The organism is Synechococcus sp. HJ21-Hayes, assembly GCF_024345835.1.
Taxonomy (GTDB): domain Bacteria; phylum Cyanobacteriota; class Cyanobacteriia; order PCC-6307; family Cyanobiaceae; genus Vulcanococcus.
Genome location: NZ_JAGQBW010000001.1, coordinates 167,491 through 186,405 on the forward strand (window position 1 = coordinate 167,491; position 18,915 = coordinate 186,405).

Genomic DNA, 18,915 nt, shown 5'->3' on the forward strand with positions numbered 1-18,915 from the left:
GTCGGGGCAACGGGTGCCACCGGGCCCCACGCGCGGTAAGGCCACTATTCATCTTGCCTCAGAGCCTGCAACAGGGGTGGTGTTCAGGCGCTGCTCCAATGCCGCGTAGATGGAATCTGCAACCTGGCACCGGAGTCCCTTCTGCAGTTTCTTGCGGCGCTTGGCCTCCTCGAGACAGGCCTGGGTTGGGCAGAGGTAGGCCGAGCGGCCCATGCCCTGATCCAGGCTCAGTCCTCCGTCCTTGAGGCGGACGACCCTCCAGAGCTGCTGGCGGTCGAGCAGCTGGCGGCAGGTCACACAGCGCCTCAGAACGGCGTGGCCGCTCACCGGGCTTCGTCCTCGGCTGGGGCGTCTGCGGTGGTCGCCTCTTCGCTCATCTCTTCGTCCACGGTCTCAGCCGCAGGCTCGCTGTTGGCCTCGGCTTCGGCGTAGGCCTGCTCGTCGTAGGCCGCTTCACCTTCGGCGTACTCCTCCTCGTCCTCGGGCAGGGGATACAGCTCCCGCAGGCGCGCATCCTCTTCGGCACGCAGAGCCTGTTCGGCCATCAGGCGTGCTTCTGCCTCGGCCTGAAGGGCTTCATCCTCCTCGCGCATGGCGATCAGCTCTGCCACTTTGTTGTCTTCGGAGGCCTGGTCGTATTCGGTGCTGTTCTTGATGTCGATCTTCCAGCCGGTGAGGCGGGCGGCCAGGCGCACGTTCTGCCCCTCGCGGCCGATGGCCAGGCTCAGCTGGTCGGGAGGTACCAGCACATGGGCGTGTTGGCCCTCGGGGTCCACCAGGCGCACGGCCTCCACCCGAGCAGGGCTGAGGGAGTTGGCGATGTACTGGCCGGGGTCCTGCGACCAGCGGATCACGTCGATCTTCTCGCCGCGCAGTTCGTTCACCACCTGCTGGATGCGGGAGCCGCGGGCGCCGATGCAGGCCCCCACCGGATCCACTTCCCGCTCCACGCTGTCTACAGCCACCTTGGTGCGGGGGCCCACCGAGCGGGAGGGGGGATTGGCTTCCCTGGCCACAGCCACGATCCGCACGGAGCCCTCCTGGATCTCGGGCACCTCGTTCTCAAACAGATACACCACCAGGCCAGCGTTGGAGCGGCTCACGAACAGCTGTGGCCCGCGGCGGGGGACCTCGCTCACCTCCTTGAGGAATACCTTGAAGGTGGCGTTGGCGCGGTAGTTGTCGTTGGGCAGCTGATCGCGCCGGGGCAGTTCGGCCTCCACTTCAGGACGACCCAGGCCGCTGCTCACGGCCATGATCACGCTCTGGCGCTCGAACCGGATCACCCGGGCGGTGAGCACGGGGTCTTCTAGGTCGGCGAATTCCTCCTGGATCATGCGGCGCTGCTGGTCGCGCAGCTTCTGGGCCAGCACCTGCTTGGTGGTGGCGGCGGCCATGCGGCCGAAATCATCTTTTTCCGGGGTGACGTCCAGCACCACCGTGTCGCCGACCTGGGCGTCTTCTGCCACCTGCATCACCTCGGCAAGGGCGATCTGGTGGTCTTCGCTCTCCACCTCTTCCACGATGATCTTGGAGGCCAGCACCCGGTAGCCCTCTTCATCCACGTCCAGGGCGACGTCGAAATTCGAGAAGTAGTCCTCCTCGAAGGGGTCTTCGCTGATGCCCAGGTACAGCGTGCGGCGGTAGCGCTCGTAGCCCTTGAGCAGGGCCTCGCGCAGGGCCGACTCCACCACCTGGGTGGGCAGCTTCTTCTCTTCGCTGATGTCCTCGATCAGGTTCGCCAGACCGGGGAGCAGAACCAGTGCCATGGATGAGAGGTCGCGTCAGACGCGGGGAGAACGGGATGAGGGGGCCTTGCCTGGCGGCGTCAGCCCTCAGTGGGGGTGGTGAGGCGTACGGCGATCACCTCGTTGCGGGGAAAGCGAACGGTGCGGCCGCGCACGTTGAGGTGCACGGTGGTCTCGTCGCGTTCCAGCAGGAGGCCCTCGCGCTTCAGCTCACCCCCTGTCTTGGCGTCGTGGACGTGAACTTCGACCGGGAAGCCGCGAAAACTGCGGAAGTCACGATCGTCCTTCAGTTCTTCGCCGATGCCGGGGCTGCTGATTTCCAGAACATAGGCCTCCTCGAGCAGATCGCTGCCCTCGAGGGCCTCCCCCAGCACGCCACTGAAGGCGGCGCAGTTATCGAGGCTCACATCCCCCCCATCGGCCAGGCGCAGCTGCACCTGCAGCGTCATCGGGATGCGGTGGGTGAGCAGCTGAAGACCGCACACCTGGAATCCGGCGGATTCGGCAACCTGGGTGGCCAGGGTATGCAGATCGGGGATTAGGGGATGCGGCAAGGCGAGGGAGTTCGGCAGGGGGACGCTCGGCCCGTCCGGCACCCGCAGAGTTCTGCTCCCGTGGCCGCGTGCGGAGGGTTCCGCCAGCTGGTCAAGGGGATGCCCGCCGGGCACCCCTTGACCCTACGTGATCAGAGAGAACCGAGATCCACGGCGGGCGGTTCCATGTAGTTGTCACCGGGTTGGATCTCGCCGCGCAGGCTGGGATCCTGGTTGAGGCACTGGCCCTTCTGCTCGTCGGTGCGCAGGTATTGGCACACCCGCGCCCACAGTTTGGATCGGGTGGAGGGGCCGCCCTGGCTGAAGTGCACCATGTCGCCACCGCCGGCCATGCCCTGGATCTCCACCTGGCAGAGGGAGCAGCGTTGACGGGTGCCCGGGGGGATCGCAGCCATGCCTGCAACGCAGAGAAGGGGCAACTTAAGTCCAGTAGCGGGCTCGTGCTGGTTCGGGGTCTGGTGACCCCTGGATCGTGCCTAGCCTGGGGGGATTGCGCCCATGGCCCCTTGCGACGCCTGCCTGCCGCCCTGTGTGCCCTGCTGTTGGGGGTTCTGCTCCTGGCGCCGCTGCCGGCCGTCGCCACGGAATTGCAGCCCCGCAGCTTTGTCACGGCTGCGGTGAAGCGGGTAGGCCCTGCGGTGGTGCGCATCGACACCGAGCGCAGCGTGCCGCGGGCCGGTTTGGATCCTGCCTTCAGTGATCCACTCCTGCGCGAGTTGTTCGGCGATCCCAGCCCGAATGCCCGCGAGCGGGGCCAGGGTTCCGGCATCGTGATCGACGCCAAGGGACTGGTGCTGACCAACGCCCATGTGGTGGACGGCGCCGACCGGGTGGAGGTGACCCTGGCCGACGGCCGTGAGGTGGAGGGCAGTGTGTTGGGCGCTGATGCCGTGACGGATCTGGCGGTGGTGCGGATTCCCAATCCCTCCGATCTCCGGGCCGCTCCCCTTGGGGACTCGGAGGCCCTGGAGGTGGGCGATTGGGCCATCGCCCTGGGCACGCCCTATGGCCTGGAGCGCACCGTGACCCTGGGCATCGTGAGCAGCCTGCACCGCAACATCACCAGCCTTGGCTTCTCCGATAAACGCCTCGATCTGATCCAGACCGACGCCGCCATCAATCCCGGCAACTCCGGTGGTCCGCTGGTGAATGCGGCTGGCGAGGTGGTGGGCATCAACACCCTGGTGCGTTCAGGCCCGGGGGCGGGCCTTGGCTTTGCCATCCCGATCAACCTGGCCAAGGTGGTGGCCGCGCAGCTGGGCAACGGGGATGCGGTGGTGCATCCCTATCTCGGCCTGCAGCTGGTGCCCCTCACGGCCCGGCTTGCCCGGGACAACAACACGGATCCGAATGCCCTAGTGCAGCTGCCGGAGCGTGATGGTGCCCTGGTGCAGCGGGTGCTGCCCCAGAGTCCGGCCGAGCAGGCCGGCCTGCGCCGTGGCGATCTGGTGGTGGCTGCAGCGGAGCAAACCGTGCCGGATCCTGCGGCCTTGCTGCGGCTGGTGGAGGCCTCTAGCGTGGGTGAACCCCTGCCCCTTACCGTTCTGCGGGGCGACCAGGAGCTGAGTCTGGCGATCCGTCCTGAGGCCCTGCCCCACGCCTGAGCTACGGTCACGGGCCATTCCTGGGCGCGTGATGTCCGATCTGCAGGACCGCATGAAGCAGGCCGTGGCCGAGGCCGCGGTTGAGCAGATCCGCGATGGCATGGTGGTGGGCCTGGGCTCCGGCTCCACCGCCGCCCTGATGATTCAGGGCCTGGGCGCCAAGCTCCAGCGGGGCGAGCTCAAGGACATCGTGGGTGTCACCACCTCCTTTCAAGGTGAGGTGCTGGCGGCAGAGCTGGGCATTCCCCTCAAGAGCCTCAATGCCATCGAGCGCATTGATCTGGCCATTGATGGCGCCGATGAGGTTGACCCTGGTTTTCAGTTGATCAAGGGCGGCGGTGCCTGCCATGTGCAGGAGAAGCTGGTGGCCCGCCGGGCCGAGCGCTTTGTGGTGGTGGTGGATGCCACCAAGCTCGTGGACACCCTGAATCTGGGCTTTCTGCTGCCGGTGGAGGTGCTTCCCGGTGCCTGGCGCCAGGTGCAGGCCCAACTGGAGCAGATGGGTGGTGATGCTCAGCTGCGCATGGCGGTTCGCAAGGCCGGGCCGGTGGTGACCGACCAGGGCAACCTGGTGCTCGATGTGAAGTTCGCAGGCGGCATCAGCGATCCCGTGGCGCTCGAGAAGGAGATCAATAACCTTCCGGGCGTTCTGGAGAACGGCCTGTTCGTGAATCTCACCGACCAAGTGCTGGTGGGGGAGATCAACGATGGCGTTCCTGGCGTGCGTGATCTGGTGAAGCGCTGACCCCTCGTTCCTCTGTGCCCCAGCTCGAGCTGGCCACCCTCGCGGGCTGTGGCCTGGCCATTGGCCCCTATCCCCGTTTTCGCTATGACGCCAGCGGCGGTGGGGGATGGGCGGCTCCGGCCGTGCCCGATGGCGACAGGGTGCAACGGCTCGTGTTTGATCCGGCTGCTCTGCGCATTCCAGCGCTCAACAGCCGCACCACCCGCGTGTTGGGCCTGCCCTTGCCCCCCGGCCTCGAGATTGCCATTGCCCCTGAGTATCTGGCGGGCACGTTGGCGCCCGAGTCGGGTGAGCTGGAGCTGCAGTTCAGGGCTCGCTTCCGCTTCCGCATCGGTCGGTTCTATCGGGCGCCGGATCTGTTGATCGACACCACCCTCAGCACCGGTTCGCTGCACAGCCGTCGCCACCGGGCCCAGGGCCATGGGCTTAATGCCTCTGGAGAGGCCCTGCTGGTGGGTGTGGCCACCGTTGCGCCCAGTGGTGATCCCTGGCTGGATCGCTTCCTGGGCCTGCCCGATGAAGCCCTGGCCCTGTTGCGCTGTCGTCTGATGCCGTAGCTCAGCCCAGCCGAAGCCGCACGGATTCCCCATGGCTGTGGAGCCCTTCGCTGTCGGCCAGGGTGGCCACGGCGCTGCCGGTGGCCTCGAGGGCCTGGCGGTTGAACTGGATCAGGCTGGTGTGGCGCAGGAAGGTTTCCACACTCAGGGCGCCGGCGAAGCGGGCGGTTCCGGAGGTGGGCAGGGTGTGGTTGGGGCCGGCCAGGTAGTCGCCCACGGCCTCGGGGGTCCAGGCTCCCAGGAAGATGGCCCCCGCGTGTTGGATCTGCTCGGCTAGGGGCTCCGGCCGCTCCACCTGCAGTTCCAGGTGTTCCGGCGCAAAGCGATCGCTGAGCGTGGCCGCGTTCTCGAGGTTGGGGCAGATCACGATCAGCCCCCAGTCGTTGATGGCGGTGCGGGTGATCTCCGCCCGCGGATGGCCCGCCAGCTGCGCCTCGATCGCGGCAGGCACGGCTGCAGCGAGCTCTTCACTGGTGGTGAGCAGGATTGCGGCGGCCAGGGGATCGTGCTCGGCCTGGGCCAGCAGGTCGGCGGCCACATGCTCGGCGTTGGCGCTGTGGTCGGCGATCACCAGCACCTCAGAGGGGCCCGCCAGGGAGTCGATCGACACGCGGCCGTACACGGCCTTTTTGGCCAGGGTCACGTAGAGGTTTCCGGGGCCGGTGATCACATCCACCCTGGGGATGCTCTCGGTGCCGTAGGCCAGGGCGGCGATGGCCTGGGCTCCCCCGACCCGGTAGATCTCATCCACCCCCGCCAGGTGCGCCGCCGCCAGCACGGTGCTGTTGACGCGTCCATCGGGGCCCGGCGGCGTCACCATCACCACCCGCTGCACGCCCGCCACCTTGGCGGGCACGGCATTCATCAGCACCGTGCTTGGGTAGCTGGCGCGGCCTCCGGGCACGTACAGCCCGGCACGCTCCACCGGTCGCCAGCGGCGGCCGAGGCGCTCGCCGTGCACCCCGGTGACCTGCAGATCCACCGGTTTCTGGCGCTGGTGGAAATCCAGGATGCGGCGGTGGGCCAGTTTCAGGGCTTCCTGCAGGTTGGGATCGCAGGCCTGCCACGCCGCGGCGATCTCCTGGGGCGGCACCCGCAGGGGATCGGGCCGCACGCCGTCAAAGCGCTCGGTGAGGTCCAGGAGGGCGGCATCTCCCTGGCTGCGCACCTGGGCGAGGATCGCATCCACCCGTTGAGCGGCGTCCGCACTCTGGCCGCTGCCCGTGCGCTGGGCGATGGCCTCCAACCGCTCGCCGGCGATCGCGAGATCGCGCAGCACCTCCAGATGCAGCCCCTGGGGAGAGCCTGCGGAGGAGCTGCTGACGGCGGGGGTGTTCACGGCCAAGGGCACCGGTGAGGGTGAGAGGAGGAATCAAGCTAGTGGGCCGCCTTCAGGGGGGTGGTCGGTCCAGGGGGTACGATTTCCGTTCGCCGAGCTAGCGCTGATTTCGAGCGCCGATCCCGCCTGTGGCCAATAACAAGTCGTCGAAGAAGCGCATCCTGATTGCTGAGCGCAATCGGCTGCACAACCGCACCTACAAGTCTGCTGTGCGCACGCTGATGAAGCGCTGCTTCACCGCTTGCAGCGCCTACACAGCTGCCCCCGGTGCCGACGCCAAGGATGTGGTGCAGAGCAGCCTCAACGCCGCCTTCAGCAAGATCGACAAGGCCGTGAAAGTGGGTGTGCTGCATCGCAACACCGGTGCCAACCAGAAGTCCCGCTTGAGCGCTGCCGTGAAACAGGCCGTTGAGCCTGCTGCCAAGGCCTGAGCTCCTTAGGCTTTGCGCTTGGTTTCGCAACGCCACCAGGCTTGATCTCGATGACGGCAGTGGCGACGGCTGATCCTGGAACTCGTGCCTGCACAGCCCCTTCGGCTGTAGCTCTCGAGAATCTTTCGGCCCCGCTGATTGACTCGCACTGCCACATCGTCTTCCGTCAGTACGACGAAGACCTAGAGGAGGTGGCCCAACGCTGGCGTGATGCCGGTGTGGGCCGCCTCCTTCATGCGTGTGTGGAACCCTCTGAGATTCCCGCGATTCGTGCACTCGCCGATCGTTTTCCAGAGCTCCGCTATTCCGTTGGGGTGCATCCTCTCGACAGCGAGCATTGGCAGGCCGATACCCAGCAGGTGCTGCGTGAGGCCGCCCAGGCTGATCCGCGGGTTGTGGCCATCGGAGAGCTGGGGCTGGATCTCTTCCGCGATAAGAACCTCGATCAGCAACTGGCGATGCTGCGTCCCCAGTTGGACCTGGCGGTGGAGCTGGATCTGCCGGTGATCGTCCATTGCCGCGATGCGGCGGAGCCGATGTTGGCGGAGCTGCACCAGCGGGCCGCAACGGGACTCTGCCCCCGGGGGGTGATGCATTGCTGGAGTGGAACTCCCGCCGAGATGCAGGGGTTCCTGGATCTCGGCTTCTATATCAGCTTCAGCGGCAACGTCACCTTCCCCAAGGCACAGGACACCCATGCCTGCGCCCAGCAGGTGCCCGCCGATCGCTACGTGGTGGAAACCGATTGCCCCTTCCTGGCTCCGGTTCCCCGTCGCGGCAAGCGCAACGAGCCTGCCTATGTGGCTGCCGTGGCGGCTCGGGTGGCCGAGCTGCGTGGCGAGACCCTGACGCAAGTGGCGCAGCAGAGCACTGCCAACGCCTGTGCGCTGTTTGGGTCCGCCCTGCACAGTGTATGATGTTTTATTGGCCTGGCAGCGAGTTCTGATTTATCCGTGCTCGCTGCAGCCCGAAAGCGCCCACCAGGGATCTGGTGTGCCCGCCCATGTTTGTGGTGCTGTGTCTTTCCGGTGCATTTTGTCGTCGTCGGCGGGGTTGAAGCGAGCTGAGTAGGTCCGCTAGCAGGGCAGCCGTTCCCTCTGTGGGGGCGGCGATTCCTGTGGCTGGTCTTCCCTGGGCGCCCTGCTGGCGCCGTCAGTTCCTCCCCCGCCTGCGCAACAGGCCCCTACCCCGTCCAACCCGTTCCTGCAGGTTCACCGCATGAGCAGCGCGATCCAGGTCGCCAAGACCGCCACTTACCTGCCCGATTTGGTCGAGGTACAGCGCGCGAGCTTCAAATGGTTTCTGGAGAAGGGTCTGATCGAGGAGCTGGAGAGCTTCTCCCCGATCACCGACTACACCGGCAAGCTGGAGCTGCACTTCATCGGTAGCGAGTACCGGCTGAAGCGCCCCCGCCACGATGTGGAAGAGGCGAAGCGTCGCGATGCGACCTTCGCGTCCCAGATGTATGTCACCTGCCGTCTGGTCAACAAGGAGACCGGCGAGATTAAGGAGCAGGAAGTGTTCATCGGGGAACTGCCCCTGATGACCGAGCGCGGCACCTTCATCATTAATGGTGCTGAGCGCGTGATCGTGAACCAGATCGTGCGTTCGCCTGGCGTCTATTTCAAGGACGAGCAGGATAAGAACGGCCGTAAGACCTTTAACGCCAGCCTCATCCCCAACCGTGGTGCCTGGCTGAAGTTCGAGACCGACAAGAACGATCTTCTGCACGTTCGCGTTGACAAGACCCGCAAGATCAACGCCCATGTGTTGATGCGGGCCATTGGCCTGTCGGATAACGATGTTCTCGACAAGCTGCGGCACCCCGAGTATTACCAGAAGTCGATCGAGGCCGCCAACGACGAAGGCATCGCCTCCGAAGACCAGGCCCTGCTTGAGCTCTATAAAAAGCTGCGGCCGGGTGAGCCCCCTTCCGTGAGCGGTGGCCAGACTCTCCTGCACAGCCGCTTCTTCGATCCCAAGCGTTACGACCTGGGCCGCGTTGGTCGTTACAAGATCAACAAGAAGCTGCGTCTCACCATCCCCGACGCCACCCGCACCCTCACCCCTGAGGACGTGCTGAGCACGATCGATTACCTGATCAACCTCGAGCTCGATGTGGGCGGTGCCACCCTCGACGACATCGACCACCTCGGCAACCGACGCGTTCGCTCCGTGGGCGAACTGCTGCAGAACCAGGTGCGCGTGGGCCTGAACCGCCTCGAGCGGATCATCAAGGAGCGCATGACCGTTGGTGAGACCGAAAGCCTCACCCCTGCCCAGCTGGTGAACCCCAAGCCCCTGGTGGCGGCGATCAAGGAGTTCTTCGGCTCCAGCCAGCTGAGCCAGTTCATGGATCAGACCAATCCCCTGGCTGAGCTCACCCACAAGCGCCGCATCAGCGCCCTGGGCCCCGGTGGTCTGACCCGTGAGCGCGCTGGCTTCGCCGTGCGCGATATCCACCCGTCTCACTACGGCCGCATTTGCCCGATCGAGACCCCGGAAGGTCCGAATGCCGGTCTGATCGGCTCCCTGGCTACCCACGCCCGGGTGAACGAATACGGCTTCATCGAGACCCCCTTCTGGAAGGTGGAGAACGGCATCGTCCTCAAGCAGGGCGATCCCATCTATCTCTCCGCCGACTTGGAAGACGAGTGCCGGGTTGCCCCTGGTGACGTGGCCACCGATGCCGAAGGTCGCATCACCGCCGAGCTGGTGCCTGTGCGCTACCGCCAGGACTTCGAAACCGTGCCCCCCGCCCAGGTGGACTACGTCCAGCTGTCGCCGGTGCAGGTGATCTCGGTGGCTACCTCGCTGATTCCCTTCCTCGAGCACGACGACGCCAACCGGGCCCTGATGGGTTCGAACATGCAGCGCCAGGCCGTTCCCCTGTTGCGCCCTGAGCGTCCCCTGGTGGGCACGGGCCTGGAAACCCAGGTGGCCCGTGACTCGGGCATGGTGCCGATCACCACCGTGAATGGCACGGTGGCCTTCGTCGATGCCACCGCCATCGTGATTCGCGATGAGCAGGGCAACGACCACACCCACTATCTGCAGAAGTACCAGCGCTCCAACCAGGACACCTGTCTCAACCACCGGCCGATCGTCAAACTTGGCGATCCCGTGATTGCCGGCCAGGTCCTGGCCAATGGCTCAGCCTGCGAAGGCGGCGAAATTGCCCTCGGCCAGAACGTGCTGATCGCCTACATGCCCTGGGAGGGGTACAACTACGAGGACGCCATCCTGGTGTCTGAGCGCCTGGTGCGCGACGACCTCTACACCTCGGTGCACATCGAGAAGTACGAGATTGAAGCGCGTCAGACCAAGCTCGGCCCCGAGGAAATCACCCGCGAGATCCCGAACGTTGCCGAGGAGAGCCTGGGTAACCTCGATGAGATGGGCATCATCCGCGTGGGTGCCTACGTAGAGAGCGGCGACATCCTGGTGGGCAAAGTCACCCCCAAGGGTGAATCTGATCAACCCCCGGAAGAGAAGCTGCTGCGCGCCATCTTTGGCGAGAAGGCCCGCGATGTGCGTGATAACTCCTTGCGGGTGCCCAGCACCGAACGGGGCCGCGTGGTGGACGTGCGCATCTACACCCGCGAGCAGGGCGATGAACTGCCGCCAGGCGCCAACATGGTGGTGCGGGTCTACGTGGCCCAACGCCGCAAAATCCAGGTGGGCGACAAGATGGCCGGCCGCCACGGCAACAAGGGCATCATCAGCCGCATTCTTCCCCTGGAAGACATGCCCTACCTGCCGGACGGCACCCCCATCGACATCGTGCTCAACCCCCTGGGCGTGCCGAGCCGGATGAACGTGGGCCAGGTGTTTGAGTGCCTGATGGGCTGGGCGGCGTCCCATCTGGACTGCCGCGTGAAGGTGGTGCCCTTCGATGAGATGCATGGCCCGGAAACTTCCAAGAACACCGTGCAGGCTTACCTCGAGGCGGCCAAGGCACAACCTGGGAAGGACTGGGTCTACGACCCTGAAAATCCCGGCAAGATCCAGCTGATCGACGGTCGCAGCGGCGAAGCCTTCGACCAGCCGGTCACCGTGGGCTACGCCCACATCCTCAAGCTGGTGCACTTGGTGGACGACAAGATCCACGCCCGTTCCACCGGTCCCTACTCCCTGGTGACGCAGCAGCCCCTCGGCGGTAAAGCCCAGCAGGGCGGCCAGCGTTTGGGTGAGATGGAGGTGTGGGCCCTCGAGGCCTATGGCGCCGCCTACACCCTGCAGGAACTGCTCACCGTCAAGTCCGACGACATGCAGGGCCGCAACGAGGCGCTCAACGCCATCGTCAAGGGCAAGCCGATCCCCCGCCCGGGTACTCCCGAATCGTTCAAGGTGCTGATGCGGGAGCTCCAGTCCCTAGGCCTCGACATCGCCGTGTACACCGATGCCGGCGAGGAAGTCGACCTGATGCAGGACGTGAACCCCCGCCGCAGCACCCCCAACCGGCCCACCTACGAATCCCTCGGCGTCGCGGATTTCGACGACGACTGATCGCAGATCGATTCAGGCCAGCCCCCCTGGGCAATGCCCTGATCCGTTCCGTTCCTCCAGACCTCCGCGCGCTCCACGGCCATGACCAACAGCAACCTCCGGACCGAGAACCACTTCGACTACGTCAAGATCACGCTCGCCTCTCCCGAGCGGGTCATGCAGTGGGGCCAGCGCACGCTGCCCAACGGTCAGGTGGTGGGTGAGGTCACCAAGCCCGAAACCATCAACTACCGCACGCTGAAGCCCGAGATGGACGGGCTGTTCTGCGAGAAAATTTTTGGTCCCTCCAAGGACTGGGAATGCCACTGCGGTAAGTACAAGCGGGTGCGCCACCGCGGCATCGTCTGCGAGCGCTGTGGTGTGGAGGTCACGGAGAGCCGCGTGCGCAGGCACCGCATGGGCTTCATCAAACTGGCGGCTCCGGTGTCCCACGTCTGGTATCTGAAGGGGATTCCCAGCTATGTGGCGATCCTGCTGGACATGCCCCTGCGTGATGTCGAGCAGATTGTTTATTTCAACTGTTACGTGGTGCTCGATAAGGGCGACCACAAAGATCTCACCTACAAGCAGCTGCTCACCGAAGACGAGTGGCTGGAGATTGAGGACCAGATCTACGCCGAAGATTCGGAGATCGAGAACGAGCCCCAGGTGGGCATCGGTGCTGAAGCCCTCAAGCAGCTGCTCGAGGACATTGATCTGCCCGTGGTGGCTGAGGAGCTGCGCGAGGAGATCGCCGGGAGCAAGGGTCAGAAGCGGGCCAAGCTGATCAAGCGCCTGCGAGTGATTGACAACTTCATCGCCACTGGTGCCCGCCCTGAGTGGATGGTGTTGGATGTGATCCCCGTGATCCCACCCGATCTGCGCCCGATGGTGCAGCTCGATGGCGGCCGCTTCGCCACCTCAGACCTCAACGACCTTTACCGTCGCGTGATCAACCGGAACAACCGGTTGGCGCGTCTGCAGGAAATCCTCGCGCCCGAAATCATCGTCCGCAACGAGAAGCGGATGCTGCAGGAGGCCGTGGATGCCCTGATCGACAACGGTCGCCGTGGTCGCACCGTGGTGGGCGCCAACAACCGCCCGCTCAAATCCCTCAGTGACATCATCGAGGGCAAGCAGGGTCGCTTCCGTCAGAACCTTCTCGGTAAGCGGGTCGACTACTCCGGTCGTTCCGTGATCGTGGTGGGCCCCAAGCTGAAGATGCACCAATGCGGCCTGCCCAAGGAGATGGCGATCGAGCTGTTCCAGCCGTTCGTGATCCATCGCCTGATCCGCCAGAACATTGTTAACAACATCAAGGCCGCCAAGAAGCTGATTCAGCGCGCCGACGATGAGGTGATGCAGGTGCTCCAGGAGGTGATCGAAGGACACCCGATCCTGCTGAACCGTGCCCCGACTCTGCACCGCCTCGGCATTCAGGCCTTCGAACCCAAGTTGGTGGCCGGACGCGCGATCCAGCTGCACCCCCTGGTGTGCCCTGCCTTTAACGCCGACTTTGACGGTGACCAGATGGCCGTCCACGTGCCCCTGGCCATCGAGGCGCAGACCGAGGCACGCATGTTGATGCTGGCCAGCAACAACATCCTCTCGCCCGCCACCGGCGAGCCGATCATCACGCCGTCCCAGGACATGGTGCTCGGCGCCTACTACCTCACGGCCGTGCAGCCCGACTACACGAAGCCAGGGTTCGGCGATCGCAGCCGCACCTTTGCCGGCTTGGGCGATGTGCTCAGTGCCTTTGATGAGAAGCACCTCGCCATGCATGACTGGATCTGGGTGCGCTTCAGCGGTGAGGTGGACGATGAGGACGACGGCAAGGAACCCATCAAGGCAGAGACCCTCAGCGACGGCACGCGCATCGAGCAGTGGAACTACCGCCGCGACCGCTTCGATGAGGACGGTGCACTGATCAGCCGCTATCTGCTCACCACCGTGGGCCGTGTGGTCATGAACAGCACGATCATTGACGCGGTGGCAGCCGCCTGAGATCCCGGACGTCTTTCCCTTCACTCCTTTCCTCTTCGCGCGCAGCCATGACCGCCACCCCCGCCAAGAAGTCCAGCAAGAAGTCCAGCAAGAAAGCGGCTCCTGAAGCTCCCGCCCCCGTGTTGGGCGCCTCGGCTCCCTTGAGTAAGGCCGCCCCTCCGTTCCGCAACCGCACCATCGACAAGAAGGCGCTGCGTAACTTGATGGCGTGGGCCTACAAGAACCACGGCACCGCTGCCACGGCCTCCATGGCCGATGAGCTCAAGGACCTGGGCTTCCACTACGCCACCCAGGCCGCCGTGTCGATCTCGGTGGACGACCTGCGGATTCCTGGCGAGAAGGCCCGTTTGCTCGAGGAAGCCGAGCAGCAGATCACCGATACAGAAGAGCGCTATCGCCTCGGTGAGATCACCGAGGTGGAGCGTCACACCAAGGTGATCGACACCTGGACCGAGACCAACGAGCGTCTGGTTGAAGAGGTCAAGAAGAACTTCAACGAGAACGACCCGCTCAACTCGGTCTGGATGATGGCCAACTCCGGCGCCCGGGGGAACATGTCCCAGGTGCGTCAGCTGGTGGGTATGCGGGGCCTGATGGCCAACCCCCAGGGCGAGATCATCGACTTGCCGATCCGCACCAATTTCCGTGAGGGTCTGACGGTCACCGAATATGTGATCTCCTCCTACGGCGCCCGCAAGGGTCTGGTGGACACGGCCCTGCGCACCGCCGACTCGGGTTACCTCACCCGCCGTCTGGTGGACGTGGCCCAGGACGTGATCGTGCGTGAGGACGACTGCGGCACCACCCGCAGCATCCCCATCGACGCGGATGACAAGGGCAAGTACGCCGCCAAGCTGGTGGGTCGGCTGGCGGCTGAGCCGGTAGTGGATGCCAACGGCGAGATCCTGGTGGATCGCGACGGTGAGATCGATCCTCCCCTCTCCCGCCGCATCGAAGCCGCCGGCGTCAAGACCGTGAAGGTGCGCTCGCCCCTCACCTGTGAAGCCGCCCGCTCCGTGTGCCGTAAGTGCTACGGCTGGGCCCTGGCTCATAACGAGCTGGTGGACCTTGGTGAGGCCGTCGGCATCGTGGCCGCCCAGTCCATCGGTGAGCCTGGTACCCAGCTCACCATGCGGACGTTCCACACCGGTGGTGTGTCCACCGCCGAGACCGGCGTGGTGCGCTCGCTGGTGGAAGGCACGATTGAGTTCGGCAGCAAGGCCCGCGTGCGCCCCTTCCGCACACCCCATGGTGTGGACGCCCAGATCGCCGAGACCGATTTCGTTCTCACGGTGAAGCCCTCCGGCAAGGGCAAGCCCCAGAAGCTCGATATCACCAACGGCTCGTTGTTGTTCGTGACCGACGGTCAGGACTATGCCGCCGACACGACCCTGGCCCAGATCTCTTCCGGCGCTGCCGTGAAGAAGAGCGTGGAGAAGGCCACCAAAGACGTGATCTGCGACCTGGCTGGCCAGGTGCGCTACGAAGACGGCATCCAGCCCAAGGAGGTCACCGACCGCCAGGGCAACATCACCCACAAGGCCACCCGTCTGGGGCGGATGTGGGTGTTCGCCGGCGATGTGTACAACCTGCCCCCCAATGCCCAGCCCGTGGTGCAGGGCAACAAGGCCGTCACCACCGGTGAGGTGCTTGCCGAAAGCCGTCTGGTGAGCGAGTACGGCGGTGCGGTACGTCTGCGCGAGAGCGCCGGCGACTCCCGCGAGGTGCAGATCGTCACCACCAGCCTCACCCTCAAGGACTGCAAGCTGGTGGGTGAATCCACCCACGCCGGCGAGCTCTGGCACCTAGAGGGCAAGGACAACATCCGCTATCGCCTCAACACAAACCCCGGCAGCAAGATCGGCAGCGGCGAAGTGATCGCTGAGCTGGCCGATGACCGCTTCCGCACCCAGACCGGCGGCATCGTGAAATATGCCCCTGGCCTGGCCATCAAGAAAGCCCGTAGCGCCAAGAACGGCTACGAGGTGAGCAAGGGTGGCACGTTGTTGTGGATTCCCCAGGAAACCCACGAGATCAACAAGGACATCTCCCTGTTGATGATCGAGGATGGCCAGTGGATCGAGGCTGGTACGGAGGTGGTGAAGGACATCTTCAGCCAGACCGCCGGCATCGTGACGGTGACCCAGAAGAACGACATTCTGCGCGAGATCATCGTTCGCTCCGGCAAGCTCCACCACGTGTCTGACGCCAAGGTGGTGAGCCGCTACAGCGACGGCAAGATGGTGAATCCTGGCGAGGAAATCGCCAAGGGTCTGAAGGCCGACGCCATGGTGTTTGTGGAGGCCGTGGATACACCGGAGGGTGGTGCCCTGCTGTTGCGTCCCGTTGAGGAATACCGCATTCCCGATGAGGCTCATCTGCCCGAACTGGGCAGCGTCAAGCAGGCCAATGGCCCCAGCCTCGGCCTCAAGGCCACCCAGCGTCTCGCCTTCAAGGATGGCGAATTGATCAAGAGCGTGGAGGGTGTGGAACTGCTCCGCACCCAGCTGATGCTCGAGAGCTTTGACACCACGCCCCAGATGACGGTTGATGTGGAGTCGGTTCCCGACAAGCGCGCCAAGACCATCGATCGCCTGCAGCTGGTGATCCTCGAGAGCCTGCTGGTTCGCCGCGACACTCTCTCTGACGCCAGCCACGGTTCCACCCACACCGAGCTGCAGGTGGAGGACGGCATCAACGTCAAGAGCGGCGATGTGGTGGCTACCACCCAGATCCTTTGCAAGGAGGACGGTGTGGTGCAACTGCCCGATCAGGTGGAGGGCGAGCCCATCCGCCGTCTGATCGTGGAGCGCGCCACCGACACCAGCACTATCGACCTCGGCTCCGCCAAGCCCGAGGTGAGCGAGGGCCAGCGCCTCGTGGATGGCGATCTGCTCGCCGCTGGTGTGCCCGCGCCCTGCTGTGGCCAGGTGGAGGCCGTCAGCGGCAGCAAGGTCACGATCCGATTGGGCCGCCCCTACATGGTGTCGCCCGACTCCGTGCTCCACGTGCGCGACGGCGAACTCGTGCAACGCGGCGACTCCCTGGCGCTGCTGGTGTTTGAACGCCAGAAGACCGGCGACATCGTGCAGGGTCTGCCCCGTATTGAGGAACTGCTGGAAGCTCGCCGCCCGCGGGAATCCGCCGTGTTGTGCCGCAAGGCCGGTACGGTGCAGATCAAGCAGGGCGATGACGACGATTCCGTCACCGTCTCGGTGATCGAGTCCGATGACTTGATCACCGAGTACCCGATTCTGTTGGGCCGCAACGTGATGGTGTCCGACGGGCAGCAGGTCACTGCTGGTGAACTGCTCACCGACGGTCCGATCAACCCCCACGAGCTGCTCGAGTGCTTCTTCGAGGATCTGCGCAGCCGCAAGCCCACCATGGAGGCGGCTCAAGAGGCCATCTCCAAGCTGCAGTTCCGCCTTGTGCAGGAAGTGCAGAACGTCTACAAGTCTCAGGGCGTCACCATCGACGACAAGCACATCGAAGTGATCGTGCGCCAGATGACCAGCAAGGTCCGCATCGAGGACGCGGGGGACACCACCCTGCTGCCCGGTGAGTTGATCGAGTTGCGTCAGGTGGAGCAAGTGAACAGCGCCATGGCGATCACTGGTGGTGCTCCTTCCGAGTTCACCCCTGTGTTGCTCGGCATCACCAAGGCCTCGCTCAACACCGATAGCTTCATCTCCGCGGCTTCCTTCCAGGAGACCACCCGGGTGCTCACCGAAGCCGCCATCGAGGGCAAGAGCGACTGGCTGCGCGGTCTCAAGGAGAACGTGATCATCGGTCGCCTGATCCCCGCCGGTACAGGCTTCAGTGGCTTTGAAGAGGAGCTGCGCGCTGAGGCCGGCCCCCATCCCGACATTCTCGATGAGGATCCGGCTGGGTACCGCCGCATGCAGAACCTGCGTCCCGACTACACCGTTGAGATGCCAGCCGCTCCCTCTGCCGCTGCCCCCGGCGTGCTGCTCGAGGATCCCTCCGACGATGATCTGGAGGCCACCCGCAGCCGTCACGGCATCGAAGCCGCCGCCAGCACAATGGCAGCCTTCACCCGCCCTGCCGTGGAAGAAGGCCTGGAGGAGGAGCTGATTGCAGACCCTGCAGCCCTCGAGGGTCTGCAGGAAGAAGGCCTGCTCACCGACGAGTGACCGTCTCTATCCCCTCCGCCATTCCTGCCATGGTTCAACCCAAGCTCATCCCCCAGCGGCGGCTTCCCCGCTATGGCTTCCACACCCACACCGAGCGTCTGAACGGTCGTGCGGCGATGCTCGGCTTCATCGCCCTGCTGGTGGTGGAGGTGCAACTGGGTCACGGTCTGCTGGTCTGGCCCTGATGACCGGTTCAGTCGTTCCTGCGGCTGAGGCTTCCAAGGCCCGTCCCCTGCTGGGGATGGGCCTTTCGGCTCTGGAGCAGTGGGCGAAGGATCGCGGTCAGGCGGCCTTTCGCGGCAGGCAGCTGCACGATTGGCTCTACGCCAAGGGTGCCCGCAGCCTTCAGGAGGTGTCGGTGCTGCCCAAGGCCTTCCGCGAGCAGCTGGCCGCCGAGCCTCCTTCTGGAGCCTTCGATTGGCTGGGGCGCTCCCGCGAGCTGCATCGCAGCGTGGCCCGGGATGGCACCACCAAGTTGCTGTTGGGAACCCACGACGGCCTCAGCCTGGAGACTGTGGGTATCCCGGCCAGTGATCGGCTCACTGTTTGTGTCAGCAGCCAGGTGGGATGCCCGATGGCCTGCAAGTTCTGTGCCACCGGAAAGGGGGGGCTGCAGCGCTCCCTGGCGGTGCACGAGATCGTGGATCAGGTGCTGAGCGTGCGCGCCGTGATGGAGCAGCGCCCCAGCCATGTGGTGTTCATGGGCATGGGCGAGCCCTTGCTCAATATCGAGGCGGTGCTGGAGGCCATCGATTGCCTCTGCACCGATCTGGGCATGGCCCAGCGCCAGATCACCGTGAGCACCGTGGGCGTGCCCCGCACCCTGCCTACCCTGGCGGAACGGGCTCTGGCTCGCCTGGGCCGGGCCCAGTTCACCCTGGCCGTGAGCCTGCATGCTCCCGATCAGCGGTTGCGGGAAGAACTGATCCCAACGGCCCATGCCTACCCCATTGAGGCCCTCCTGGAAGATTGCCGCCGCTACGTGGCCATCACCGGCCGACGGGTGAGTTTTGAGTACATCCTGCTAGGTGGTCTCAACGACCAGCCCCGCCATGCGGCGGCCCTGGCCCAGTTGCTGCGCGGCTTCCAGAGCCATGTGAACCTCATCCCGTACAACCCGATCGAGGAGGAGGAGTTCCAGCGTCCCGGCCCTGGCGCCGTGGAAGCCTTCCGCCGGGCCCTGCAGGACAGGCATGTGGCTGTGAGTGTCCGAGCCAGTCGTGGCTTGGATGCCGACGCCGCCTGCGGCCAGTTGCGCCGCCGCCTGGAGGACTGATCCCTGAGA

At 65.1% G+C, this 18,915-nt stretch carries 15 protein-coding genes; 10 read left to right on the forward strand and 5 right to left on the reverse strand.

The window, feature by feature from the left end:
• Window positions 1-48 precede the first annotated feature (48 nt).
• From KBZ14_RS00955 to nblD, 4 genes are all read right to left on the reverse strand, one after another.
• The gene (locus tag KBZ14_RS00955) at window positions 49-327 is read right to left on the reverse strand and encodes a YlxR family protein (RefSeq protein ID WP_255116400.1); all 279 of its coding nucleotides are present in this window, start codon (window positions 325-327) and stop codon (window positions 49-51) included.
• Window positions 324-1,769, reverse strand: a complete 1,446-nt coding sequence (gene nusA, locus KBZ14_RS00960; RefSeq protein ID WP_255116401.1) for a transcription termination factor NusA — start codon at window positions 1,767-1,769, stop codon at window positions 324-326. The genes KBZ14_RS00955 and nusA overlap by 4 nt, the downstream gene beginning before the upstream one ends.
• A gap of 59 nt (window positions 1,770-1,828) precedes the next feature.
• Entirely contained in the window at window positions 1,829-2,302 is a 474-nt protein-coding gene (rimP, locus tag KBZ14_RS00965; RefSeq protein ID WP_255116402.1) for a ribosome maturation factor RimP, read from the reverse strand.
• Between the two features lie 131 nt (window positions 2,303-2,433).
• Window positions 2,434-2,697, reverse strand: coding sequence for an NblD family protein (gene nblD / locus KBZ14_RS00970; protein WP_255116403.1), 264 nt, complete (start codon window positions 2,695-2,697; stop codon window positions 2,434-2,436).
• Window positions 2,698-2,808: 111 nt separating this feature from the next.
• Here nblD and KBZ14_RS00975 point away from each other — a divergent pair, with 111 nt between their 5' ends.
• Genes KBZ14_RS00975 through KBZ14_RS00985 form a run of 3 tightly spaced genes read left to right on the forward strand, consistent with a single transcriptional unit; the run spans window position 2,809 to window position 5,208 of the window.
• Entirely contained in the window at window positions 2,809-3,906 is a 1,098-nt protein-coding gene (locus KBZ14_RS00975) for a trypsin-like peptidase domain-containing protein (RefSeq protein ID WP_255116404.1), read from the forward strand.
• Window positions 3,907-3,937: 31 nt separating this feature from the next.
• On the forward strand, window positions 3,938-4,651 hold the full coding sequence (gene rpiA / locus KBZ14_RS00980; RefSeq protein ID WP_255116405.1) for a ribose-5-phosphate isomerase RpiA: 714 nt from the start codon (window positions 3,938-3,940) through the stop codon (window positions 4,649-4,651).
• Window positions 4,652-4,665: 14 nt separating this feature from the next.
• The gene (locus tag KBZ14_RS00985; RefSeq protein WP_255116406.1) at window positions 4,666-5,208 is read left to right on the forward strand and encodes a hypothetical protein; all 543 of its coding nucleotides are present in this window, start codon (window positions 4,666-4,668) and stop codon (window positions 5,206-5,208) included.
• Window position 5,209: 1 nt separating this feature from the next.
• Here the strand turns inward: KBZ14_RS00985 and hisD are convergent, their stop codons facing one another.
• Entirely contained in the window at window positions 5,210-6,547 is a 1,338-nt protein-coding gene (hisD, locus tag KBZ14_RS00990; protein ID WP_399210277.1) for a histidinol dehydrogenase, read from the reverse strand.
• Between the two features lie 128 nt (window positions 6,548-6,675).
• Here hisD and rpsT point away from each other — a divergent pair, with 128 nt between their 5' ends.
• The 7 genes from rpsT to rlmN all read left to right on the forward strand — a co-directional run bounded on the left by rpsT (window position 6,676) and on the right by rlmN (window position 18,906).
• Window positions 6,676-6,978: a 30S ribosomal protein S20 gene (gene rpsT, locus KBZ14_RS00995; RefSeq protein ID WP_255116407.1), complete on the forward strand. Its 303-nt coding sequence runs from the start codon at window positions 6,676-6,678 to the stop codon at window positions 6,976-6,978.
• Window positions 6,979-7,028: 50 nt separating this feature from the next.
• Entirely contained in the window at window positions 7,029-7,895 is an 867-nt protein-coding gene (locus KBZ14_RS01000) for a TatD family hydrolase (RefSeq protein ID WP_255116408.1), read from the forward strand.
• Between the two features lie 301 nt (window positions 7,896-8,196).
• Window positions 8,197-11,487, forward strand: a complete 3,291-nt coding sequence (rpoB, locus tag KBZ14_RS01005; RefSeq protein ID WP_255116409.1) for a DNA-directed RNA polymerase subunit beta — start codon at window positions 8,197-8,199, stop codon at window positions 11,485-11,487.
• 81 nt (window positions 11,488-11,568) lie between these two features.
• Window positions 11,569-13,473 (forward strand): DNA-directed RNA polymerase subunit gamma, encoded by a 1,905-nt coding sequence (locus tag KBZ14_RS01010; RefSeq protein WP_255116410.1) that lies wholly within the window; start codon window positions 11,569-11,571, stop codon window positions 13,471-13,473.
• A 47-nt stretch (window positions 13,474-13,520) separates the two neighbouring features.
• Window positions 13,521-17,630 carry a DNA-directed RNA polymerase subunit beta' gene (locus KBZ14_RS01015; protein WP_255116411.1) on the forward strand — a complete coding sequence of 1,370 codons (4,110 nt, stop codon included), beginning with the start codon at window positions 13,521-13,523 and terminating at the stop codon, window positions 17,628-17,630.
• Between the two features lie 29 nt (window positions 17,631-17,659).
• On the forward strand, window positions 17,660-17,815 hold the full coding sequence (locus KBZ14_RS01020; RefSeq protein WP_255116412.1) for a chlorophyll a/b-binding protein: 156 nt from the start codon (window positions 17,660-17,662) through the stop codon (window positions 17,813-17,815).
• Window positions 17,815-18,906 (forward strand): dual-specificity RNA methyltransferase RlmN, encoded by a 1,092-nt coding sequence (rlmN, locus tag KBZ14_RS01025; protein WP_255116413.1) that lies wholly within the window; start codon window positions 17,815-17,817, stop codon window positions 18,904-18,906. The genes KBZ14_RS01020 and rlmN overlap by 1 nt, the downstream gene beginning before the upstream one ends.
• Window positions 18,907-18,915: the final 9 nt, after the last annotated feature.